The sequence below is a fragment of the Enterobacter sp. Ap-1006 genome (assembly GCF_011752835.1).
Lineage (GTDB): Bacteria > Pseudomonadota > Gammaproteobacteria > Enterobacterales > Enterobacteriaceae > Cedecea.
On record NZ_VWWU01000001.1, the window covers coordinates 113,965 to 135,560 of the forward strand.

General features: G+C 56.0%; 21 protein-coding genes. 11 read left to right on the forward strand and 10 right to left on the reverse strand.

Annotated features, from left to right (window positions below; genetic code table 11):
- Positions 1 to 105: 105 nt before the first annotated feature.
- Positions 106 to 1,461, forward strand: coding sequence for an MFS transporter (locus F3J28_RS00550; protein WP_166871708.1), 1,356 nt, complete (start codon positions 106 to 108; stop codon positions 1,459 to 1,461).
- On the forward strand, positions 1,458 to 2,882 hold the full coding sequence (locus tag F3J28_RS00555; RefSeq protein ID WP_166871711.1) for an aldehyde dehydrogenase family protein: 1,425 nt from the start codon (positions 1,458 to 1,460) through the stop codon (positions 2,880 to 2,882). Before F3J28_RS00550 ends, F3J28_RS00555 begins: the two co-directional genes overlap by 4 nt.
- 55 nt (positions 2,883 to 2,937) lie before the next feature.
- Here the strand turns inward: F3J28_RS00555 and F3J28_RS00560 are convergent, their stop codons facing one another.
- The gene (locus tag F3J28_RS00560) at positions 2,938 to 4,155 is read right to left on the reverse strand and encodes an MBL fold metallo-hydrolase (protein WP_205247057.1); all 1,218 of its coding nucleotides are present in this window, start codon (positions 4,153 to 4,155) and stop codon (positions 2,938 to 2,940) included.
- Positions 4,156 to 4,181: 26 nt separating this feature from the next.
- Positions 4,182 to 5,210 (reverse strand): NAD-dependent epimerase/dehydratase family protein, encoded by a 1,029-nt coding sequence (locus F3J28_RS00565; protein WP_166871714.1) that lies wholly within the window; start codon positions 5,208 to 5,210, stop codon positions 4,182 to 4,184.
- A gap of 143 nt (positions 5,211 to 5,353) precedes the next feature.
- Here F3J28_RS00565 and F3J28_RS00570 point away from each other — a divergent pair, with 143 nt between their 5' ends.
- Positions 5,354 to 5,950 (forward strand): TetR/AcrR family transcriptional regulator, encoded by a 597-nt coding sequence (locus F3J28_RS00570; protein ID WP_166871717.1) that lies wholly within the window; start codon positions 5,354 to 5,356, stop codon positions 5,948 to 5,950.
- A gap of 25 nt (positions 5,951 to 5,975) precedes the next feature.
- On the opposite strand, the gene F3J28_RS00575 is transcribed toward F3J28_RS00570, so the two are convergent.
- Positions 5,976 to 6,593: a LysE family transporter gene (locus tag F3J28_RS00575; RefSeq protein WP_166871720.1), complete on the reverse strand. Its 618-nt coding sequence runs from the start codon at positions 6,591 to 6,593 to the stop codon at positions 5,976 to 5,978.
- Between the two features lie 184 nt (positions 6,594 to 6,777).
- Between F3J28_RS00575 and F3J28_RS00580 the strand changes: the two genes are divergently transcribed.
- Together F3J28_RS00580 and F3J28_RS00585 are read left to right on the forward strand one after the other, a co-directional pair.
- On the forward strand, positions 6,778 to 7,698 hold the full coding sequence (locus tag F3J28_RS00580) for a LysR family transcriptional regulator (RefSeq protein ID WP_166871722.1): 921 nt from the start codon (positions 6,778 to 6,780) through the stop codon (positions 7,696 to 7,698).
- A 130-nt stretch (positions 7,699 to 7,828) separates the two neighbouring features.
- Positions 7,829 to 9,034, forward strand: a complete 1,206-nt coding sequence (locus tag F3J28_RS00585) for a M24 family metallopeptidase (protein WP_166871724.1) — start codon at positions 7,829 to 7,831, stop codon at positions 9,032 to 9,034.
- Positions 9,035 to 9,061: 27 nt separating this feature from the next.
- Here F3J28_RS00585 and F3J28_RS00590 read toward each other — a convergent pair whose 3' ends face one another.
- The 3 genes from F3J28_RS00590 to F3J28_RS00600 are packed head-to-tail and all read right to left on the reverse strand — an operon-like array spanning position 9,062 to position 10,989.
- Complete coding sequence (locus F3J28_RS00590; RefSeq protein WP_166871728.1) at positions 9,062 to 9,436, reverse strand: DUF4180 domain-containing protein; 375 nt, start codon at positions 9,434 to 9,436, stop codon at positions 9,062 to 9,064.
- A 15-nt stretch (positions 9,437 to 9,451) separates the two neighbouring features.
- Positions 9,452 to 10,459 (reverse strand): S66 family peptidase, encoded by a 1,008-nt coding sequence (locus F3J28_RS00595; RefSeq protein ID WP_166871731.1) that lies wholly within the window; start codon positions 10,457 to 10,459, stop codon positions 9,452 to 9,454.
- A gap of 23 nt (positions 10,460 to 10,482) precedes the next feature.
- Positions 10,483 to 10,989, reverse strand: a complete 507-nt coding sequence (locus F3J28_RS00600; RefSeq protein ID WP_166871735.1) for a P-loop nucleotide/nucleoside kinase family protein — start codon at positions 10,987 to 10,989, stop codon at positions 10,483 to 10,485.
- Between the two features lie 267 nt (positions 10,990 to 11,256).
- Here F3J28_RS00600 and F3J28_RS00605 point away from each other — a divergent pair, with 267 nt between their 5' ends.
- Genes F3J28_RS00605 through F3J28_RS00625 form a run of 5 tightly spaced genes read left to right on the forward strand, consistent with a single transcriptional unit; the run spans position 11,257 to position 15,937 of the window.
- Positions 11,257 to 12,333, forward strand: a complete 1,077-nt coding sequence (locus F3J28_RS00605) for an ABC transporter ATP-binding protein (RefSeq protein ID WP_166871737.1) — start codon at positions 11,257 to 11,259, stop codon at positions 12,331 to 12,333.
- Positions 12,326 to 12,955 (forward strand): ABC transporter permease, encoded by a 630-nt coding sequence (locus F3J28_RS00610; RefSeq protein ID WP_166871740.1) that lies wholly within the window; start codon positions 12,326 to 12,328, stop codon positions 12,953 to 12,955. Before F3J28_RS00605 ends, F3J28_RS00610 begins: the two co-directional genes overlap by 8 nt.
- Positions 12,955 to 13,623: an ABC transporter permease gene (locus tag F3J28_RS00615; protein ID WP_166871743.1), complete on the forward strand. Its 669-nt coding sequence runs from the start codon at positions 12,955 to 12,957 to the stop codon at positions 13,621 to 13,623. Before F3J28_RS00610 ends, F3J28_RS00615 begins: the two co-directional genes overlap by 1 nt.
- Positions 13,624 to 13,660: 37 nt before the next feature.
- Positions 13,661 to 14,560 carry an ABC transporter substrate-binding protein gene (locus tag F3J28_RS00620; RefSeq protein WP_166871746.1) on the forward strand — a complete coding sequence of 300 codons (900 nt, stop codon included), beginning with the start codon at positions 13,661 to 13,663 and terminating at the stop codon, positions 14,558 to 14,560.
- A gap of 45 nt (positions 14,561 to 14,605) precedes the next feature.
- Positions 14,606 to 15,937, forward strand: a complete 1,332-nt coding sequence (locus F3J28_RS00625) for an NtaA/DmoA family FMN-dependent monooxygenase (RefSeq protein ID WP_166871750.1) — start codon at positions 14,606 to 14,608, stop codon at positions 15,935 to 15,937.
- 321 nt (positions 15,938 to 16,258) lie between these two features.
- Here the strand turns inward: F3J28_RS00625 and F3J28_RS00630 are convergent, their stop codons facing one another.
- The 4 genes from F3J28_RS00630 to F3J28_RS00645 form a co-directional block, all read right to left on the reverse strand.
- On the reverse strand, positions 16,259 to 17,056 hold the full coding sequence (locus F3J28_RS00630) for a phosphate/phosphite/phosphonate ABC transporter substrate-binding protein (protein WP_166871753.1): 798 nt from the start codon (positions 17,054 to 17,056) through the stop codon (positions 16,259 to 16,261).
- Entirely contained in the window at positions 17,049 to 18,050 is a 1,002-nt protein-coding gene (locus F3J28_RS00635) for a fatty acid desaturase (protein ID WP_166871756.1), read from the reverse strand. The genes F3J28_RS00630 and F3J28_RS00635 overlap by 8 nt, the downstream gene beginning before the upstream one ends.
- A 187-nt stretch (positions 18,051 to 18,237) precedes the next feature.
- On the reverse strand, positions 18,238 to 18,657 hold the full coding sequence (locus F3J28_RS00640) for a VOC family protein (protein ID WP_166871759.1): 420 nt from the start codon (positions 18,655 to 18,657) through the stop codon (positions 18,238 to 18,240).
- Positions 18,658 to 18,803: 146 nt separating this feature from the next.
- The gene (locus F3J28_RS00645; protein WP_034809523.1) at positions 18,804 to 18,977 is read right to left on the reverse strand and encodes a YfgG family protein; all 174 of its coding nucleotides are present in this window, start codon (positions 18,975 to 18,977) and stop codon (positions 18,804 to 18,806) included.
- A 356-nt stretch (positions 18,978 to 19,333) separates the two neighbouring features.
- Between F3J28_RS00645 and F3J28_RS00650 the strand changes: the two genes are divergently transcribed.
- Complete coding sequence (locus F3J28_RS00650; RefSeq protein ID WP_166871762.1) at positions 19,334 to 21,595, forward strand: sensor domain-containing phosphodiesterase; 2,262 nt, start codon at positions 19,334 to 19,336, stop codon at positions 21,593 to 21,595.
- Position 21,596: the final 1 nt, after the last annotated feature.

Genomic DNA, 21,596 nt, shown 5'->3' on the forward strand with positions numbered 1-21,596 from the left:
CATATGCCAGAACTCGCCCCTTTCTCTTAACGTTTTCTTCATCCGGCCCCGGAAAGAAAAAACATTCTTTCTGCCGCCGGGTTTTAGGGGAAACAAGGAGAGCTGATGCGTGGTGGGATAGGTGAACGTCTTCGTTTTGTCATGGCTAAGTCAGGCAAAAACGCTCGCGCCTGGGGAGTACTGGGATTTCTGGTCATTTTGTCCGCGCTGGCCAGTATGTCCCGCTTTTTGCCCGGGTTAGTTGTCGATCCGATAAAAAGCACGCTGCTGCTGGATGATATTGCGATCGGCTTGCTCCAGGGGCCGATTTTTGCCGCCTTCTTTTTGCTGGGCAGCCTGCCGATTGGGTGGCTGGCTGACCGTTATCAGAAACGCGTTATTCTTTTTGTGGGCATTGTGATTTGGTCTGCGGCCACGCTGGCGTTTGGCCTGGTCAGCAGCTTTACCGGGCTACTGGTGGCGCGTGCCTGCCTGGCGATTGGCCAGGCGACGCTGCAGCCGGTTGGCTGGAGTATTCTGAGCAAGATGTTCCCCCCGCACAGGTTGTCGCTGGTACTGGGCATTTTGGCTTCAGGGACGCAAATCGGTGTCGCCAGTTCTTTTCTGCTGGGAGGATTTTTTATTGCCTATGCCTCTGAAGGGGGCGCGGTATTTTCGCTGATGCCGAATATTGAACCCTGGCAGAAAGTGTTTTTACTCACGGGATTGCTGGGCGTTGTTGCTTCGATTTTTACGCTTTTCATCCCCAAAAACTCAACTTCTTCTCCTGTCTCGCATTCGCCTGATGTCACTCATTTTCGCCAGTTTCTGGCGGAAAACCGCCGTTTTTTACTCACGCACTTTGTTGGTTTTAGCCTGCTTGCCTCGATGATACATGGCGCTGCGGCCTGGATGCCGACATGGCTGATGAGGACGCACGGCATGGCGATTCATGAGGCAGGCATGCTGATGGCTTTTATGCAGTTTCCCGTTTGTGCCGCAGGGCTGATTTTCTCCGGATGGTGGGTGGATCGCGCCTGGCTGCGCGGCAGGCGTGATGCGCATTTACGCCATTTTTTCATCGTTGCTTCGGTGATGGCGGTCCTGGGTGGGAGCGCTTTTTTAACCGGTACAAGCTTGCTGGTGCCGGTGGTTTGCTACGCTGCTATCCAGTTTATACAGCCCTTCTCCGGCGTGGCTGGCGCCGCGCTACAAATCGCCACACCCGAGCGCTATCGCGGCCGCATCTCTGCACTTTTTATCATGTGCTACAACGCCGCCGGGATGGCCATCGGGCCGGGGCTGGTGGTGATAATTCAGGCCTACCTTTTTACAAACGACCTGGGAAGCGCCATTGGCGTGACCTATTTGCTACTCGGCAGCCTGGCTGCCATTACCCTCTGGCATTGCCGCCAACACTTCGCCAGGACGGTTAGCCGCACGGCTGCGCTGGCGTCGGCCCAAAAACAGGAGTCAACATGAAGTTTATTACTCAGCACTATATTAATGGCCGTTTTACCGACTCGCGTGGGAAGCAAACGATGGTGGTGGTCAATCCATCCACTAAGGAGCCCATTGCGCAGCTGACGCTGGGCAATGAACAGGATGTACGCGAAGCCATTGAGGCGGCAAACGTTGCCTTCCCGAGTTTCTCCCGGTCAAGCGTCGAAGAGCGTGCTGAATATCTTCAGCGTCTGCATGACGCCATTCTGGCCCGTGAAAGCGAGCACGTTGCGGTCAGAACGCTGGAGTACGGTAGCCCGCCGCTGCACAATAAGTATTCGATCCAGGGGGCGGCTAAACTGCTGCTGAATATGAAACGGACGCTGCTGAGCTATGAATTTAGCCAGCCGGTGGGCGCGGCAAGGGTGACAATGAAGCCGGTGGGCGTTTGTGGCCTGATTGCGCCGTGGAACGCCGTGCTATTTACCGTGTGCAATAAGCTTGCGCCTGCCATCGCCGCCGGTTGTACGTCCGTGATTAAAATCAGCGAGTTCAGCCCGCTTCAGTCTCAGCTGCTGGCTGAATGTATTGATGCCGCAGGTTTGCCGCCAGGGGTGGTGAACCTTGTTCATGGCCTGGGTAGCGTGGCCGGCGCAGAGCTGGCCAAAAGCCCTCATGTGGCGAAGATCTCGTTCACCGGCTCCACGTTAACCGGGCGGGTTATTATGCGTCATGCCGCCGAGACATTTAAACGATTGACCCTTGAGCTGGGGGGGAAATCTCCGCATATCGTGCTGGACGACGCCGACCTTGATAAGGCCGCGCAATTTGCGATCGAAGCCGCCTTTCGCAACAACGGGCAGGCCTGTATCGCAGGCAGCCGCCTGCTGGTGGCTGAGCACCAGTTCGAGGCAATGAAACAGGCCCTTCTTCGCGCCCTGCCGGAGTGGAAAGTTGGGCTGCCAGAGGCGGCGGAGACTCGTCTCGGGCCGCTAGTGAACGAGCAGCAGTTCCAAAAAGTTCAGGGCTATATTGCCCACGGAATAAAAGAGGGTGCCGTGCTGCTGGCGGGGGGAGAAGGCAGTCCTGAAGGGCTGGAAGGTGGCTGGTTTACGCGGCCAACGATCTTCGTGAACGTGAATAACCAAATGAAGATTGCCCGGGAGGAAATCTTTGGGCCGGTATTGTGTGTGCTGACCTATCGCAGTGAAGAAGAGGCTATCCACATAGCCAATGACACCACATATGGCTTAATGGGCTGGGTTAGCTGCGGCGACACGGCGCGAGGACAACGGGTTGCCGACGCGATTCAGGCCGGGATTGTGATGGTGAATAAAACCTTCGATCTGTTGGATGAGGCGGGGATCCCCGCGGGCGGGTGCAAGCAATCCGGCCTCGGTCGAGAGATGGGCGTCCAGGGGCTTGAGGCATATCTGGAGGCGCAATCGCTGTTTAGCTAACTTTATCCCGCTTCTCCACGGGGAGGAGCGGGATAATCTCGACGGTCATGGCCTTTCAGATGGAAGAACAGGTTGGGGCAACCACCCGCCGATCTGGATCGCCGTTTTCCGTGGCGATGACCGGATGTTCTTTAGCAGAGTGCCAGCGCTGATGGGGCCACCAACGCTCAGTGGCTGCGGTAAGGGAGGGCTCAATACTCTCGCCTGGACGCGGGATAAGAACGCTCACCTTCTGGCAGCGCGCGGCCGCAATGACACGCTCGGCCGGCTCCGTCCAGGGGTGACGGGCTTCCTGGATAAGTCCCCAATGAACCGGCATCATTTTCTTTCCTCTAACCAGACGATGTGCCAGCACGGCAAGTTCAGGGCCTAAGTGCGTATCCGGCCAGTTCGCATCGTACTGGCCTGCATCGATCAGGGTTAAATCAAATGGGCCGAGTCGTTCGCCAATAGTGGCTAAATCGTTATGAAAACCTGTGTCTCCGGAATACCAGACCCGATTTTTCGTGCTGCTGAGGGCATATCCGGCCCACAGCGTTTTATTTGCCTGGCCAAAGAAGCGGCCGGATTTATGCCGTGCCGGTGTGGCGGTGATAGTGACCTCTCCCAGCGCGACGCTTTGCCACCAGTCAAGTTCAATGATGCGATTTTCCGCTATGCCCCAGGACTCGAGGTGTGCGCCAACGCCGGGGGGAACGATAAAACGTGTCGCCCCTGATTTCAGGGCCATGACCGTAGCATAATCAAGGTGATCGTAATGATCGTGAGAAATCAAAACCGCATCCACCGGCGGTAAATCCTTGAGTTCAATCCCTGGGGGGTACCATGGCGCCGGTCCGGCAAAAGAGATCGGTGAGAAGCGTTTTCCCCACAGTGGATCGATCAGAATATTTTTATCCGCAAGCTGTACCAGCAGCGATGAGTGCCCAAACCATGTCACGCGCAGGCCGCTTTGCGAAGGAGAAGAGAGCAGGGCGGGGTTGGGTTTCACCGTAGGCACTGGCTCTTCCGGAACCGCTCCTTTAACGCTGTCGCCGAACAGAAAATCACGCCATGCCCCTAAACCGTTCTGCCATTGCGGCTGCGGGTTAACAAATTGCCCGTCGTGCCATTGGGGGGAATGTTCAATCTGCGCCAGGCGTGAGTTGGAAGGTTTTGCACCAAAAGCATCATAGCCCGCGCATGACACAATCCCGGCGAGGATAAAAGTCGTCAGCACGCCCAATCCAACGGTTCCGGCCAACATTCTGACGAATAAACGTTTATTTTTCACAGGCAGAGTCTCCCATCAGTTAGTCGCTATTTTTCCGCGCCTTTTGTGACTAACAGTGAATGCACGCAGTCGGCCAGCGTTTCACGCGTGCTACGGGGTTCCCAGCCAAAAAGCATGTTTGCTTTACGGGATGTGTGGAGATGTTTTTTCCCCAGTCTGGTCCGCATCGCTTTCAGCGTGGGTTGAAACAGCGAAAGCAGACGGTAGATCGTGTCCGGCATCACCCGGAGGGAGATCTTTTCGGGTTTGACACCCGGCAGTGTTCTCAACAGGAGAGCGATATCATGCAGCCATTTGAATTCACCCACGGCCAGAAAGCGTTCCCCCGCCGCTGCGTCGTGAGTCATGGCCTCGACGTGCAGGCGGGCCAGATCGCGCACGTCAACGATTTCGAAACCCAGGCGCGGGGTGGCGGGCATTTTACCGTTTAGCAGGCGGTCAATGACCTGCACCGAACCCAGGTTTTTTCTGGTCAGCACCGGGCCAAAAACGGCGCCGGGGAGTATCGTGGTCAGCAGAGATGTTTTCCCTTCCTGGGCGAGATAATCCCACGCGGAACGTTCGGCTCGCCTTTTCGACAGGCGATAAATATCGACCTGCCTTTCGCCTGGATCAAACCAGACGCTCTCATCGCTGAGGCTGCTGGCCGCACTTTCCATTGGCGGCGTTGCCGTTGCCGCCGCAGAGGTAAAGACCACGCGTTCCACCCCGGCCTTGATGGCGGCATCCAAAATACGGAGCGTTCCTTCCTGTGCGGCTTGCAGCATCTCATGATGCGTGCTTTTTCCGTCGATCCTCAGTGGCGAAGCGACGTGCTGAACGTAGCGGCAACCCTGCATCACTTCATCCCAGCCTTCATCGCGTGTTAACTCTGCGACAACAAAGGACAAGTCCGTCAGATCCCGGATAATCGGAGCCAGTGAGGCTTTAATTTCCGCTGCATCCTCAATTTTGCGCAGCGTGGCCCGGACGCGAAAACCAGACTGCAGTAATCGGATGATTATCCAGCGGGCAATAAATCCGCTGCCACCGGTCACCAGAACGGTATCTGCCATTGTTTAATGTCCTCATGAAGTTGCCGCCCCGCAATACCAAATGGATTGTTTCAGGGCCTGAGCAGCGATGGTCGGGTTGGTATTTGAATGTATACAAGTGTAGACTATTGCAATCAGATCGAAATGTCTACAGGTGTATAATTATGGCCAAATCCGATCCATCTCCAACGCGTAAGCGCGATGCTTCCTCAACGCGGCTGGCTATCTTAGCGTCTGCCCGCCGGGCATTTGCCGAGCGTGGTTATGAGGGGGCCGGTGTGCGTGATATCGCCGCCGGAGCCGGGGTGACAGCGATGCTGATCAATCGCTACTTTGGTTCTAAAGAGGGCTTATTTTCAGAGGTTCTGGCCGAATCAATAGCGACCACCTCCGTGGTGATGCCCGAGCTGCTTAAAAAGCCGGAGTCCGGAAAGGATATTGCCAGGGTGCTGTTAGCTATTACCAGAAATGGTGCGCTGCCTCTGGAGGGGTTCCAGATAATGCTGCGCTCTGCCGCCAGTGAAAAAGCCGCGCAGATATCACGTGCGCAAATTGAAAAACACCAGCTCAGAACATTGGCTCAGGTTATTGGCGGGCCCAGCGCGGCACAAAATGCGGCCATAATTCTGTCTTTCATTGCCGGATTTCAGCTTATGCGGCAAACCGTTGGCCTGACGCCACTTACCACCGATGAAGAAGCGTTAATTGTGCCATTGAGTGCGATTTTTGAAGTCATGCTGAATGCCGGCCCTGGGGGGTAAATATTGTTTATCCCCCACGTGCTGATTAGCTAAAAAACGCTAGCTTAACGGCAAAAATGGCCAGGCATAACCCAACGATTTTCTCCAGCAGGAAAACTATGCCGGGACGGGCGCGGACCTTCTCGGCGAGGGAGGTGGTCAGGAAGATCATAATTGTGCAGTAGATAAAGGTCAGCGCAGCGGCGGTACCCGCCAGAATAGCGAAAGTGGGAATGCCCAGGCTGCGCGCCGGGTCGATAAACAGCGGCAGGAACATCACGTAAAACAGGATCGGTTTAGGATTCATCAGAGTGATAAACATGCCCTGCAGAAAAGGCGTTCTTCTATGGGGGGTCGGCGGCGGTGGGGCACCGGTTTTGGCCTTCATCAGCAGCTGGGCGCCCATCCACAGCAGGTAAGCCGCACCCAACCACTTAATGACCAGGAAAACATGAGGCGAGGACTCGAGCAGCGCCGCCACGCCCGCGATAGCGAGCCACAGCAGCACCTGGTCGCCCAGCAAAATGCCCATCAGGCAGAGATAGCCGCTGCGCGCGCCGCCCTTGCTGGCGCTGGTGATCAGGATCAGGTTACCGGGGCCGGGAATGATTAACAGCAGAATGAAAGAGAGAACGAAGGTTCCGTAGTGGATGATGCCGGGCATGCTCAGGTTTTCCTTAAAAGTGCAGGTGTCAGATCTTGTGCTTTGGCTTTTATATGCCGTAATGGCTGGCTATATGATGGGAAGAGGGTCGGTAGGCGGCAACCGAAAACCGTGATATGTTTTCCTGGTCTATGAAGAAATTCGATTTGTCGAAGCGCGATTAATCCTATAATTGACGGTAAAAATGGCCGGAATAAAGCTTAATCAGCTGGAGATGCTGATAGCTGTAGTTGAAAATAATGGTTTTAGCGCTGCGGCGGCAATATTGGGCTGTACTCAGTCACGCATCAGCCATGCGATTGCCGAGCTGGAGCTGCACCTGAAGGTGCGCCTGTTGCACCGCTCTCGCAGCGGCTGTATCCCCACCGTGGCCTGCACGCAGATCCTTAAAGATGCGAAAAAAATCATGCTACTGCTGGACGGCATTGAGCAGACGGCGGCGGAAGCGCCTCAGCTAGCCGGCCGGGTACGGGTGGCCTGCTTCCGCAGTGCGACGGCGAACCTGCTGCCGCCTTACTTTGAGGCGCTGGCCAACACCTTGCCCGATATCCATCTGGATATTGATGACAGCGCGACGGAATACCATCATCTCAACGACGCCGTTCTCTCCGGGCGAGCGGACATCGGCATCACTATTCAGGGCTATCCTGAATCACTGCACGGCGTGCCTTACATCAGCGATCCCTATGTGCTGATGCTGCCGCGCAGCTTCCGGTTACAGCAGTCTTTTAACTGGCATCAGCTGGAAAAGCTGCCGTTTATCCAGCCGAATGCCAATACGCTCAGTCCTGCCGTAGAGCGCTGTCGCGAAATGGGCCTGCGTAACGAAGTTGTCCACAAACTGACCAGCGACAGCGGCATCGTTGGGCTGGTCAATCAGGGGCTGGGGTTCTCAATCATGCCGTGGCTGTCGGTGCTGCCGGTGCCGGAGAATATGCGTATTCTGGATTTGCCCCAGCCATTACGCCGCCACTTATTTATCGTCACTCGGCCTGAACTGCGCCACGACAAAGTGATCGCCACGCTGATTAATTTCCTGCGTGATAAAGCACTGATTCGCGCCACCAGCGTCTGGCGTTCGGGGATGCTGGCCTTCGACTATTGATGGGGATCCAGCCGGTTGCCCGCTATCGGTTAATCATACAAAAAGTGAACGGCCCCTGGCGCTACCCGTTGGATTAACGAATGTAAACTCACGCCTGAATCACAGGCGTGTCCGGAGATTAAAGAACACCATGAATAAAGCAGATCATCTACAAGCGGTCACGGCCAAAGCCAGGGCTATTATGGCTCGTCATAATATAGAGGCTTTGGTGGTGACCACCCCGGACAACTTTTGCCATGTCACCGGGTTTGCCAGCTTCTTTATGTACACCTTTCGCCATACCGGCGCGGCGCTGGCGGTCATTTTCCGGGATGAAAAGCTGCCATCTTTGATCGTGATGAACGAGTTTGAGGCGGCCGGGCTGCAGTTTGAACTGGCGAACTATGAGCTGAAGACCTTCCCGGTTTGGGTGGATGTGGATGAACCTTTCAACCCGCAGCGGGTGGTGAAAGAGCGGCCGATTGGCCCGCCGGTTGAGGCGGTTTTCTCTCTCCTCAAGTCCACGCTAGCGGACGCGGGCGTGCTGGATAAAAGCATCGCTATCGAGCTGAATGCGATGAGCAATGGCGGCAAACAAACGCTGGATAAGGTGATCCCGAATTTACGGCTGGTGGATTCCACGCCAATCTTCAATGAACTGAGGATGGTCAAAAGCCCGTGGGAGATAGCCTTCCTGCGTAAAAGCGCGCAGGTAACCGAGTACGGCATCAGTGAAGCCTTTAAGGCGATTGGCGCGGGTTGCTCAGCGTGGGATCTCACGGCCGCCTACAAAGCGGCCATTATGCAGCACCCGGAGACCAACCTTTCGCGCTTCCACTTGATCTCGGTGGGCGACGATTTTGCCCCCAAACTTATCCCGAGCCGTGAACCCGTTAAATCCGGGGATTTAATCAAATTTGACTGCGGCGTGGATGTCGCCGGATACGGGGCGGATTTAGCGCGCACGGTGGTGTTTGGGCAACCCACGGCAATGGCGGAGCGGATCTACCAAACCATTCTGCAGGGCCACGAGCACATGCTCAGTCTGATTGGCCCGGGCGTGAAGCTCAGCCACGTGTTTAACGACACGATGAGCAAAATTAAATCCCATGGCTTACCCCATTACAATCGGGGTCATTTAGGGCATGGGGATGGGTTGTTCTTAGGCCTGGAAGAGGCACCTTTCGTAAGTGCAGCGGCAACCGAAACCTTTGAGCCGGGCATGGTCTTTAGCGTTGAGACGCCTTACTACGGCATCGGCGTCGGTGCTATCATGCTGGAAGATATGCTGCTCATCACCGATGACGGCTACGAACTGCTTAGCCACTTACCCCGAGAACTACGGCGTTTTGAGTAACCATAATCCGGGGATGCTGGCCTTCGATTACTGAAGGTCTTTTGCCAGGCGAGCCTGAAGGCTCGCAAGATCCGGTAAAAACCAGCAGCTTTTGCCGCGATTGCATTCCACGATCAGCGCTTCGAGTGCCTTGCTCTTCCTTTGCCAGGGTTCAACGTCCCCGAGGATCGCCAGCCCAAGCCGGTAATTCACCAGCTTTTGTAGCCAAAGTCCCGCCACGCCGGTACGCAAATCGAAAAAGCTGTCGGGGAGCCGCTTGATGGGGAGGGCGATCCACTCCGCCTGCCGCTCAATGGCCTGGCTGATGCCTTCCCGCACCGCTTCGTCATCAAACGTGGTGCCTTGCTCAGCAAAACAGAGCACTTTGCTTTCCCCTGTCTGGATGAGTTCTTCAGTCATCATTGCGACGCCTTCGTTTTATGCCAGCCACTGGCTGGTCAGCGACATGGTCTGCGTGTCAAAGTCGATGCGCATCCGCACGCCGAGCGGGAGCGTCAGCATCGGGTGCGTGTGGCAGCAGTCAAAATCAGAGACGATGGGGATCTCGCGACCGTTCAGCACTTCCCTCAGGATTTGCAGCGGCGTTTTTCCGCTGCCCTGGTCGTCAAACAGCTCGTGTCTGCCGAGCACAATGGCGGCGATGCGGTCGAACACGCCGCACAGTAAAAGATGGGAAAACTCCCTCTCCAGCTCCGCCGCGCTGTGCAGGCTGTCCTCGATAAACAGAATATCGCCCCGGTTGATATCGGGCATGTATTCGCTGCCCCAGATGCCGTAAAGCGTATTCAGATTGCCGCCAATGACGCGGCCTTCTACCTTGCCTGTGCCCTCGAAGCACCAGCTGCCCGGACGCAGAGTTTTCGCCCGGGATTGTGTTTCCCAGTCGAGCATTTCCTCGGTCCACGCTGCCGGCTGGCTCAGCGTGTAAGGCAGTGCCTGAGGCCGGCTGAGAATATTGAGGAAATAGTCAAACGTGATGTCGACCAGCGGAGGGAATTCACCTAAAGAAGCCACCACCGCCGGGCCATAAAAGGTAATCAGCCCAGTTCTTTGATAAATACCCGCCAGCAGCGCGGTTACGTCCGAATAGCCGATGATGATTTTGGGATCTTTCATCAGCTGCGCGTAGTCAATATAAGGCAGCAGCGAGTTGCTGTTTAAGCCGCCGATGGCCGAAATAATGCAGCGCACGTTCGGGTCATGCAAAAGGGCATTAAATTCATCCGCCCGCTCGCGAATGGAGCCAGAACGCCAGTAATCCTTTTTGCCCGTCAGGCTGCCTTCCTGTAGACAGAATCCTTTCGACTCAATAAAAGCTTTCGCCCTTTGGTAGCGCTGTGGGGCAAACGTGGTGGCCGCCGATGAGGGGGAAAACACGGCTATCGTGTCCCCCGCCGTTAATGGGCGAGCATAAATCTGCGGCATGGCGACTTCTCCCTGTGGGTCAGTTAGCGGCTGGCGGTAGCCGGGAAAACAAACTCAAACTCTTCCTGTTCAAACTCATCGGGCGCTTCCCACAGGCTGCTGGCGATTTCAAAGATCTCGTCCGGTACCACCATCGAGAACGTTTCGCCTTGCTCGGTATTGCGGCGCTGCACGCGCTCGCGGCGAACGCTTTTGGGCGCGTCGAGGACGTGCACACAGAACGGAATACCTTCTTCCTGCAGCTGGCGGAGCAGGGCTAACCTTGGACCTTGCTGAATTAGGCCCAGCTCCAGCGCAATGCTGTTGGTGGCAAGCACCGTGCGGGCATAGCTCAGGATAAGCTCAATCAGCCGGTCTTTGCGTTCCACATACCAGGGCACAAAATTCCCGGCCGGACGGTCGGGGCTATAAAGCCGCACGAACCACTCGTCCAGCGCGATATGGGTAAACCCGTCGGTTTTGGCCAGGGCCTTAGCGTAGGTCGATTTACCCGCACCAACCGGGCCTTCAATAAAGTGTATTTGGTTCATCGGATAAGCTTTCTGTAGGAGGAATTATCAGGCGCGTTTTGTCGCGTACTTAACGATAGTAGCGCGAGAAATGGCTTTTAAATAGCTACCTTATTTGTTGTTTTTATAAGAAATAACCCGATGATTGCTGATAGTTATTTTCCGGCAACGCTTAGCATCATGTTGAATTTGTGAACCCTTTTTCCTCTGCAATACTGCCCCGGCGTGTGCTGAAACGTATAAGTCCGAAGGGCAAGATTGCGCGGTATGGGGAAGTGCAGAAGCATCATGATTCAACTCGAAAACATCAATAAGATCTATCCGGGCAATGTACAGCACGCGATCAACTCGCTGAATATGACCATCCACGAAGGGGAGTTTTGCACCTTTGTTGGCCCCAGCGGCTGCGGGAAAACCACCACGCTGCGAATGATAAACCGCCTGGATATCCCGGACAGCGGTGAAGTCTATATTCAGGGAGAGCCGCTCTCCCGTGCCGATATCATTCAGATTCGCCGCAAAATTGGCTTTGTGATGCAAAGCCCGGCGCTGTTTCCACATCGTACCGTCGCGGAAAATATCGCTACCGTGCCGCGTCTTTTAGGCTGGGACAAGCGAGCCATTTCCCGCCGCATCGACGAGCTGGTGGCGCTGATGTCCCTGAACCCGCTGGTGCTGAAGCGCTATCCCCATCAGCTCTCCGGCGGGCAGCAAAGCCGGGTGTCTATCGCCCGCGCCCTTGCGGCCGATCCGCCGATTTTGCTGATGGACGAGCCTTTTGCCGCCATCGATCCCGTCGTGCGCGACAGGCTGCAAGGTGAGCTTCTGGCGCTGCAGGCCCGGCTGCATAAAACCATTATTCTGGTGACCCACGACATCAACGAGGCGATTCGCCTCGGCGACCGCATTGCCATTTTCCGCGAAGGCGGGCACCTCGAGCAGTTTGATACTCCGGACAATATTCTCTCCTGGCCAGCCAGCGATTTTGTGCGTGACTTTATTGGCCCTGAACCTAATCTCAAGCGCCTCGGCATGATGCGCGTGGGCGATCTGCCGCGCCGGGATGTGCCGGTCTTCACACATGATGAGCCAGCATCCGCCGACCCTGCCTTGCTCCACGGGCAGCGTGCGCTGGTTCTGGACGCCGAAGGGCGGCCTCAGCACTGGCAGGAAAACGGGCAGCAGTTGCCGGTTCGTATTGCCAAAGAAAGTGAGTCCCTGCGCCACGTTTACAGCGCCTTGCTCGACGTCCCGCAGGGCGTGCTGGTGCGCGTCACCGCCGAAGGGCACTACGCCGGAGCCGTGGACAGCGCTCTGTTGAGCGATGCGCTTAACCGGCATCAGGAGCTGCACCGCAATGATTGACTGGCAATGGGTGAGCGACAATCTCGACATGATAGGCGAGCTGATGCTGCAGCATTTGCAGATGGTGCTGCTGTCCCTGGCGATGGGGACGTTGCTGACCGCCGGGATGCTTTTACTGTCCATCGTCTGGCCGGCGCTGGCCGGCCCGCTGATTTCACTGAGCGGGGTGCTGTTTACCATTCCGTCGCTAGCGCTGTTTATTCTGCTGCTGCCTTGGACCGGGCTGTCTGTCACCACGGCGGTGATTGGTCTGACGCTTTATTCGCTGCTGATCCTGCTGCGCAACGTGCTGGCGGGTATGCAAAAACTGCCCGCCGACGTGCTGGAGTCTGGCCGGGCGCTGGGCTACACGCGCTTTGGCCGCTTTATCGACGTGGAGCTGTTTCTGATTCTGCCCGCGCTGTTTGCCGGGCTGCGTATCGCTTCCGTGACGCTGGTGGGGTTAGTGATCGTCACCGCGCTGATAGGTCAGGGCGGGCTGGGGCAGCTCATGATCCTGGGGTTCAACCAAAACTTTTTAACGCCGATTCTGGTCAGCCTGGCGCTGAGCCTGGTGTTGTCGCTGGGGCTTGACCTGCTGATCGCGCGTCTCGGCTATAGCCTGACGGGGTGGACGCGCTGATGGAGATCGTTCAGCAAACCTGGCTTTGGTTTTTGCAGGCCGACCACTGGGGCGGCGATCTCGGCATCTGGCACCGCTTTGGCGAGCATCTTTATTACGTACTGATAAGCCTGCTGCTCGGGGCACTGATCGCCCAGCCGCTTGGCATTCTGCTCGGCTACTGGCGGCGCGGGGCGTTTTTAGCCATCAACCTGTTCAACATCGGCCAGGCATTCCCTTCGCTGGGGATAATCCTGCTGTGCATCATGCTGCTGGGTTTTAACGATGTGCCGGTGTTTATCGCCCTCGTCGCGCTGGCGATTCCACCGATGCTGACCAACACCTACGTCGGCATCAGCCACGCAGATCAAACGCTGTGCGATGCGGCCAAAGCGATGGGTATGACGCCGCTGCAAAGTCTGATCAAAGTGCGTATTCCGCTGGCGATGCCGCTGATTTTTGCCGGCATCCGAACCTCGCTGCTGCAGCTAATTGCGACGGCGGTGGTTGCCGCCTACGCCGGGCTAGATGGCCTCGGACGCTTCCTGATCGACGGCCTGGGGCAGCGCGACTATCCGCAGGTGATCGCCGGGTCAGTGGTGATTTCCCTGCTGGCCGTCGGCTGCGAGCTGCTGATGTCGCAGGTGGCTAAGCGCTGGCTCAAGTTTGCAATACCAACCGCAGGTTAGAACTTGCGCACAACACAACATAAAACAGAGAAGGGTGATGATGATGAAAAATTGGCTGACAACGGCGAGCAAAAGATTCCAACTGACTTTACTGGCGGCAGGGCTGGCAAGCGTAGGATTTGCGGCGCATGCGGAAACCGTCACGATTGGCGGCGCAAACTACTCAGAACAAACGATCCTGGCCAACATCTACGCCAGCGCATTAAAGCAGCAGGGCATCGAGGTGAAAACACGCCTCAACCTGGGCAACCGCGAAATTATCATTCCGGCACTGAAATCCGGCGAGCTGGACGTGGTGCCGGAGTATCTCGGCGCGTTGCTGAACTACTACCACGGCGGCAGTAAAGCGACGACCGAACAGGAAGTCTCTGCCGAACTGCAGCAGGCGCTACCGGCGGATCTGGCGTTACTGAAACCGTCCTCGGCGGCCTCCATTACCGCATGGGGCGTGCGTGAAGAGACGGCCAAAAAATATAACCTGAAAACCCTGTCCGACCTGGCGAGGGTTGCCCCTGAGCTTGTGGTCGGTGGCCCGCCGGAAGTGGCGACCCGCGCCCTTGGTCTGCCGGGGCTGGAGCGCGTGTATGGCATCAAATTCAAATCCTTTAAGTCGCTGGATATCGGTGGCCCGCTGAGCCGCCTGGCGCTGAACTCCGGCAAAATCGACGTAGCGACGCTGGTGTCGACCCAGGGCGATCTGCTGAAAGAGAAGTGGGTGGTGCTGGAGGATGACAAACACGAGCAGCCGGCTCAGAACCTGGTCCCGCTGGTGCACAAAGGCGCTGTTTCGCCGAAAGTGGAGGAAGTGCTCAACGATATCTCCGCCAAGTTAACCACTAAAGATTTGATCCAGCTGAACAAGTTGGTGGACGTCGATCATAAAGATCCGGCTAAAGTTGCCGACCAGTGGGTAAAAGAAAAACTGGCCGCTAAATAATGAGTCCCCGGCCAGGGAGGGCCATTTCACAACGAGTATCCCGCCATGCCGCAAGCAACCGCCATTTTTAACCTGTTCTTCTTCAACCCGCAGGGCGATTATCGCTTTTCCTGGCGCCATCCGGACGCGCCGGGCAAAGAGATTTTTACCCTGAAGTTTTACGCCGACCTGGCGCGCAGGGCCGAAGCCGTCGCGCTGGATAACATTTTTATCGCCGACCATGTTGCTATTTGGGACACGGTGCCGAGCGGAGTGCCGCATTACGCTAACCCGCGGCTTGAGCCAATCACCCTGCTGGCCGCGCTGTCGGCGGTGACCGAAAACATCGGCCTGATGGCGACGGCTTCAACGTCCTACACTGAACCTTATAATCTGGCGCGCTATTTTGCCTCGCTTGACCATTTGAGCGGGGGGCGAGCGAGCTGGAACGTTGTCACGTCCTGGCTGCCGGAAGAAGCGGCCAACTACGGGCTGGATACCCTGCCGGAGCACGGCAGGCGTTACGAACGCGCCGCCGAGTTTATCGCAGTTGTCAGAAAACTGTGGGATTCCTGGGAAGAGGAAGCCGTGCTGATCGATAAGCAAAGCGGCTATTTTGCCGATCCAGATCGAGTACATCCGCTCAACCACGCAGGCGAATTCTTTAAGGTGCGTGGCCCGCTGAACGTGCCGCGTCCGCTGCAGGGACATCCGATTGTGGTGCAGGCAGGCTCCTCCGAATCCGGCAAAGCGCTGGCGGCGGCCCAGGCCGATATTCACTTTGTGTTTATGAGCAACATTGAGAAAGGGCTGGCCTATCGCGAGGATATGAATAAACGCCTGCGTGAAAATGGGCGCGAGCCGGAGCACTTTAAAATCCTCGGCGGTGTGCTGCCGGTGGTGGTGAACACGCCGGAAGAAAAGGAGCAGCGCCGGGCGCTGATTCAGACGCTGATGAACGACCAGATGGCGCTGGATCTCCTCAGTACCTATCTGCGGATGGATATGGGGGAATACGATCGCCACGCGCCGCTGCCGCCTTTGCCGGACGTACAAGGCTTTGACGGGCTGAGAACCGCGCTGCAGATCATCAAGGGTTACGATCCCGCCCTGACGGTGCTGGAGCTGGGCCGGTTACTGCTTCAAAGCTCCGACAGCTGGCTGGTCATTGGTACGGCGCAGGAAGTCGCCGACACGCTGAGCGAGGCGTTTCATGCCGGGGCCGTGGACGGCTACAACCTGATGTTCCCGTTCCTGCCGGTGGATTTCGATAATTTTGTCGACCAGGTGGCGCCGATTTTGAAAGAGAGCGGGGTGATGCAGCAGGCTTACCGGCCAGGTACGCTGCGTGAGAAGTTGGGGTTGCCGCCGGTGGGGAATCAGTTGAAGCGTGGGTGACAAGTTCGCCCCTCACCCTAACCCTCTCCCCACGGGGGAGAGGGGACCAGAAACGCAGGGAATAACGAATACACCTTCTCCTTTTGGAAGAGGGGACCAGAAACGCAGGGAATAACGAATACACCTTCTCCTTTTGGGAGAGGGGATCAGAAATGCAGGTAATAACGAATACACCTTCTCCTTTTGGAAGAGGGGATCAGAAATGCAGGTAATAACGAATACACCTTCTCCTTTTGGAAGAGGGGACTAGAGATGCAGGGAATAACGAATACTCCCTCTCCCTCAGGGAGAGGGCCGGGGTGAGGGTAAAAAAGCCGTAACCTAAAGTGTCACCAAACCACTAGCAGCAGCTTTCTGCGCCGCATCGCTAATCGTCTGATAATCTTCACGCCGCGTCGCAGTGAAATCCTCAATCAGCAGTGCTTCGCGCACGGCTCGCCACTCAGGCTCGCTCACCAGCCGTTTCAACGCGCGGCGCAGATGCGCCAGTTCCACGGCTGAAGTTTGCGCCGAGGTGATTATCGGTAAACCCGGTGCCAGCGCCGTTGTGCCGATAGAAACCAGGCCTGCAACGCGTTCCGGTTCGTGATGAGCAACCAGCGCGAGAGTGACTGCATCAATGGCGGCAATGTCGCTCGTGCCGGCCTGCACCTCCGCCAGCGACTGGCGGTGGCTGCCGCTAAAGGCGATGTCTGAGAAGAACTTCCCGTCTTTTTGCAGCGGGGCAATCAGGCTGCGCAGGCCGTGATAGCCGGACTGGGAGTCGTCGCTGTTGCAGACGACGCGCTTGCCCCGGAAATCTGCCAGCGTTTTTCCCGCGTCGGCTTCACGAACAATCAGCTGGCTGCAGTAGTGAAACCCTTCGCAGCCTGTCGCCTGATAATGAAACGTACCGACGACCTGCACGTTAGGCAGCAGGGCGCGTAGGGGATAACCGCAGGTCTGGCTGAGCAGCAGCCGCGAGTCTTGCCAGTGGCTCAGGCGATCTTCGGGTTCGCTATAAATCAAGCTGTCACTGTCCAGCCCTTCTTCGCTCAGTAGCAGGCGCAAGGTGGCTAACAGCGCTTCGGTATCCGGGTGATGCACGTCGTACATCGGCAGCGAGATAAGCTTACTCATGGGCTTTCTCCTGCGGCACCGCGTCCTGCGCCAGGCGGCCGTCCGGGAAGAACGGGTTAATTTCCACCTGGATCGGTTTAATCAGATGCTCGCGCATCAGCTCGCCGTAACCGTTCACAAAGAAGCCCTGGTTCCGCTGCAGGTATTCCTCTTTATACGCGCGGTAAACGGTTGGCAGCCCGTACCACGGAATGCCGGGGAGATCGTGGTGCACTGAGTGATAGTTCAGATTCAAGAACAGCAGACGCCAGAACATGCCTGCTTCGTTAATCACCGTCCGAGCCTCGGGATCTTCCGCCGCGCGGTGTTCGAAGAAAGAGCGGACTTTGGTCATCGCCAGCATCGGCCAGGTGACGACCAGCAGGTAGTAAACCACCGAGAAATCATGCTTCACCAGCCAGCCGAGCACCGGGATAAGCAGCAGCAGATGTACCGTCCACATCGCCATCGCCGGGCGATTGCCGCCGCGGAAAGTTTCCCAGATATTGACTACTGTCCAGCGCATGGTCAGCACCGGCGTCAGTAATAGACGGCCAGGGAAGGTATTACGCAGGCGCACCAGCAGACGCTGAACGCCGCTAAAATGCTGCCAGCGGCGGCGGGTAAAGTAGTAACTTTCCGGGTCAGTTTCCGGCACGGTCAGATCTTCATCCTGGTGATGTTTCAGATGCAGATCGCGATAAGTGCCGTACGGATACCAGATAGAAAAAGGGATCAGCCCGAACAGCTGGTTCAGGCGTGGGAAGCGCGTCGGGTGGCCGTGCAAAAGCTCATGCTGCAGCGACATATACCAGGTGGCTAACCAGATGAGCAGCAGCGTTGCCGGGAAGAGGCCAATGGTTTTCCACCACGCCACGGTGGCAAACCAGCCGCCGTAAATCGTGATAATCAGCAGCCAGGTGGGCAGCTCCGTGCGCCACAGCCACGAACGCCGTAGTTTACTGACAAATTCCCGTTGTTCTTCATGTAAATAGACCGACGCTCTGCCACTCATTTAACTTATCACTGCCCGCAATTAATCGTTGATTTGAGCAGAGAGTAAATCGTCGCCGCTAAAGCCCATAGGAATATAAATAGCTATGCTTAGAACATAAAATGCTTAAACAGAAAGAGAGAATAAAGGCAGAGGGGCGTAGCGGCATAAAGGCAGAAAAGGGCGGCTTTTGGCCGCCATTCAGGCTTTACATTGACTCAATGCCAACCCGCTGGCCGTAGGAGAGTTCCAGCGTGTTACCGTCCGGATCGGCAAAGAACACGAAGTAACCCACCGGGTCGCCAAGCTGCTCTGGTTCTCGGCGCAGCACGCCTTCGGCTCTCGCTGTTTCCGTCTTGCGATCAATTTCTTCTTTGGTTGCGCAGGCCACGCCCAGGTGACCAAAATTTCCCAGCGGCGTGTCGGTGTTGTTGTCTGCCTGCACCAGAACCAGCGCAAAAGGCCGGGTGCGATCGCTTAGCCAGGCCACCTTGCGTGCGTCCGGCAGGTTGGGTTCGCGCTGGTGAATCACTTTCATTGCGGTATAGCGGAGGTAGAAATCGACGCTTTTATCCAGATCCTTCACCATAAATGCGACGTGGGTAAAGCCGACATCAATCTGTTCCATAGTCTGCCCATTCAGCTGTTTTTGATGGCGTGACTTTACAACCTCAAGTTAACTTCAGGTCAAGGCGAGGGGCCAGCAAACGGGGCGCTTGAGCATTTTTGAACAAGTGGTAGGAAATTAAAAGAGCGCGAGGGGGAACCGACGGACTAGCGGTTAGCGCTGTCCACCTGCTGGCTGCTTTGTTGGGTTTCTGCTTTTTTATCCTGATGGTGGTACCAGGCTCCGATGGAGGAATAAATAAAGCGACCAAAAAAGAACAGAAAACTGATGAGCAGAATAATGCGGGTCATGCGATTATTAAAACGGTTTCGTCTTTGCATAGTCGTAACCTGTGTCACGCAGGGGTCCTTAAGATTGGCCCGGCGATGCGGGCGACGGGGCTATTTAGTCACACAGAACCACTCAGGTCAATTATTCATCATGTAAAAACGGCCTGAATGAATGATTCATGGGCATTTCATTCATGAGGTGAATTTGTTGTGAACTAATATGAATCATATTCAGTCTGAATTTTACCTCAGCGGTGATTCATTGAACTGATACTGATATGCATCAATTATTCTTAATGTTGGCGAACTAAAATTTGTCCCCCGCAGTGACGGAAGATGGGCCGTAACGAACCGGAAAGGATATCCGGAAGATACCCGAAGAGGAACAGGGATTTTGGCGAAGATGTATGCAACTGGCTAGCTGGTATAAACAATCAAAAAGTAAATGGTGGGCACTGCCCCTGATTCTCCCCAGCCTGCTGCTGCCGCTGGTGGCAACGTTTAACGCGCAGACGGTACTGGATGGCGGGCGAGTTTTCCTGCTTTACATGTCGCTCCCGCTGCTAACCGCCTGCATCGTACTGTTTGGGCGCGCGGCTATTCCGGGCATTGTTCTGGCATTGCTGATTCGCTATCTGCCCTCAGAGGGCGTGTGGATTTCGTTGCTGGCCGTCCTGCACTTTATCGTGCCGATTACGGTCAGTTCGTGCTGCTATCGCTATTTTGTGTCGCGACGCAGCGCGGTGACCTTCGGCCTGATTCAGCTCACCGCTCAGCGTATGTTTTGGCTGGTGCTGGTTAACGCCGGGCTATTTCTGGTGTTCTACGAGATAGCGTTATTTTTAGGCTGGTACGATCGCAGCTTTTCTATTCTGTCCGCCACGCCGTGGAGCGCCAGAACATTAATTAATTTCCAGGCCGTGCTGGTGGGGGGATTAACCGGGCTGCCGTTCTTCTATTTTATTTTAAGAATGATAGTGCACCCGCGCTTTATCAAAAGCTTCTGGTCCCGCATGCGGGGACAGCGGCAGAAGGGCGTGACGCGAAGTGAAATGCTGCTGTGGGCCGCGCTCGTTGGCCTGCTTATTTGGCTGCTGCTGTACCCGATTAGCCAAAACAAAACTATTTTTAATACCGATTACACGCTGACGCTTATTCTGCCCGTTATGCTATGGGGGGCGATGCGTTTTGGCTTCTTGTTTATTACCAACGCCTGGACCGTGGTACTGATTATTCTCTGCGGCGGGTTCCATAATTACCTGCCGCCGGATATGGGCTTTCAGCTGCATTTGGCCATTGCGTCGTCCTGCTATGCGGTGTTCTCCATCACCATCTATTTAATGGCGGCGGTGACCACCCGACAGCGCTTCTTGCACTATAAAGCACGCCGCGTGGCGTTCATCGACCCGATGATGCAGATGCCAAATCTACGCGCGTTATCTCGCGACCTTGGGAATACGCCCTGGTCCGCGCTGGGATTTTTGTCGATTCCCGAGCTGGAGCTGCTGGGGCGAAACTACGGCGTTTTGCTGCGCATTCAATACAAGCAGCAGCTGGCGGAATATTTGCGCGGCCAGCTGTCGCCCGGCGAGAGGGTGTACAACCTTTCCGGGCACGATCTCGCCCTGCGCCTCAATTATGAATCTCATCAGGCTAAAATTGAGTCTCTGCACGCCCATGCCCGACGGTTCCGCTTTATGTGGGACGGGATGCCGCTGCAGCCGCAAATCGGCATCAGCTATTGCTTTGTGCGCCACCCGGTGTCCCATCTCTACTTATTGCTCGGCGAGTTAAGCACCATGGCCGGGGTATCGCTCTCTACGCAACAGCCCGAAAGCCTGCAGCAAAAAGGCTCCAATCACATTCAGAATGCGGTCAAACGCAAAGTTGAAATGATGAACCGCCTACAGCATGCGCTCGATCAGGACCTGTTTGTGCTGATGGCGCAGCGTATTGAAGGGTTACGGGGCGACGCGTACTACGAGGTGCTGCTGCGGATGCGCGACGATAAAGGCGAACTGCTGTCACCGGATATCTTTTTGCCCGTCGCCCATGAGTTTGGGCTTTCATCCCGCATTGACCGCTGGGTGCTGAATGCCGCCCTGCAGTTTATGGATAAGCACCGCGACAGTTTGCCCGGCTGCAGGCTCGCCATTAACCTGACGCCCGCCTCAGTATGTCAGGCCCAGCTTCCGGGGGATGTGCAGCATTTGCTGACGAAGTACCGCATTGAGCCGTGGCAGCTGGTTTTTGAAGTGACAGAAAGCCATTCTTTAACCAACCTTGAACAGGCCAATTTGACGCTGAAGATGCTGCAGCGCATGGGTTGCCGGGTGGCTATCGACGACTTTGGCACCGGCTATGCCAGCTATGCGCGTCTGAAAGAGCTGAGCGCAGACATCCTTAAAATTGACGGCAGCTTTATCCGCAATATTTTAACCAGCAGCCTGGATTACCAGGTGGTGAGCTCGATATGCCAGCTGGCAAGAATGAAGAAGATGCAGGTTGTGGCGGAATATGTCGAAACGCAGGCGCTCAAAGATGCCGTCCGGGCGATGGGCATGGATTATGTGCAGGGATATTTGATTGGTCGCCCTCAGCCGCTGGAGAGCCTTGCTGAAGAACAAAGCCCCTCTGCACCGGGAGACGCAAAGGGGCTGATGGAGTAAA

What these genes read in the sequence shown, in the direction of transcription:
- F3J28_RS00550 (WP_166871708.1), top strand. Translation starts at nt 106, where the DNA reads ATGCGTGGTGGGATAGGTGAACGTCTTCGTTTTGTCATGGCTAAGTCA.
- F3J28_RS00555 (WP_166871711.1), top strand. Translation starts at nt 1,458, where the DNA reads ATGAAGTTTATTACTCAGCACTATATTAATGGCCGTTTTACCGACTCG.
- F3J28_RS00565 (WP_166871714.1), bottom strand. Translation starts at nt 5,210, where the DNA reads ATGGCAGATACCGTTCTGGTGACCGGTGGCAGCGGATTTATTGCCCGC.
- F3J28_RS00570 (WP_166871717.1), top strand. Translation starts at nt 5,354, where the DNA reads ATGGCCAAATCCGATCCATCTCCAACGCGTAAGCGCGATGCTTCCTCA.
- F3J28_RS00575 (WP_166871720.1), bottom strand. Translation starts at nt 6,593, where the DNA reads ATGCCCGGCATCATCCACTACGGAACCTTCGTTCTCTCTTTCATTCTG.
- F3J28_RS00580 (WP_166871722.1), top strand. Translation starts at nt 6,778, where the DNA reads ATGGCCGGAATAAAGCTTAATCAGCTGGAGATGCTGATAGCTGTAGTT.
- F3J28_RS00585 (WP_166871724.1), top strand. Translation starts at nt 7,829, where the DNA reads ATGAATAAAGCAGATCATCTACAAGCGGTCACGGCCAAAGCCAGGGCT.
- F3J28_RS00590 (WP_166871728.1), bottom strand. Translation starts at nt 9,436, where the DNA reads ATGATGACTGAAGAACTCATCCAGACAGGGGAAAGCAAAGTGCTCTGT.
- F3J28_RS00595 (WP_166871731.1), bottom strand. Translation starts at nt 10,459, where the DNA reads ATGCCGCAGATTTATGCTCGCCCATTAACGGCGGGGGACACGATAGCC.
- F3J28_RS00600 (WP_166871735.1), bottom strand. Translation starts at nt 10,989, where the DNA reads ATGAACCAAATACACTTTATTGAAGGCCCGGTTGGTGCGGGTAAATCG.
- F3J28_RS00605 (WP_166871737.1), top strand. Translation starts at nt 11,257, where the DNA reads ATGATTCAACTCGAAAACATCAATAAGATCTATCCGGGCAATGTACAG.
- F3J28_RS00610 (WP_166871740.1), top strand. Translation starts at nt 12,326, where the DNA reads ATGATTGACTGGCAATGGGTGAGCGACAATCTCGACATGATAGGCGAG.
- F3J28_RS00615 (WP_166871743.1), top strand. Translation starts at nt 12,955, where the DNA reads ATGGAGATCGTTCAGCAAACCTGGCTTTGGTTTTTGCAGGCCGACCAC.
- F3J28_RS00620 (WP_166871746.1), top strand. Translation starts at nt 13,661, where the DNA reads ATGATGATGAAAAATTGGCTGACAACGGCGAGCAAAAGATTCCAACTG.
- F3J28_RS00625 (WP_166871750.1), top strand. Translation starts at nt 14,606, where the DNA reads ATGCCGCAAGCAACCGCCATTTTTAACCTGTTCTTCTTCAACCCGCAG.
- F3J28_RS00630 (WP_166871753.1), bottom strand. Translation starts at nt 17,056, where the DNA reads ATGAGTAAGCTTATCTCGCTGCCGATGTACGACGTGCATCACCCGGAT.
- F3J28_RS00635 (WP_166871756.1), bottom strand. Translation starts at nt 18,050, where the DNA reads ATGAGTGGCAGAGCGTCGGTCTATTTACATGAAGAACAACGGGAATTT.
- F3J28_RS00640 (WP_166871759.1), bottom strand. Translation starts at nt 18,657, where the DNA reads ATGGAACAGATTGATGTCGGCTTTACCCACGTCGCATTTATGGTGAAG.
- F3J28_RS00645 (WP_034809523.1), bottom strand. Translation starts at nt 18,977, where the DNA reads ATGCAAAGACGAAACCGTTTTAATAATCGCATGACCCGCATTATTCTG.
- F3J28_RS00650 (WP_166871762.1), top strand. Translation starts at nt 19,334, where the DNA reads ATGCAACTGGCTAGCTGGTATAAACAATCAAAAAGTAAATGGTGGGCA.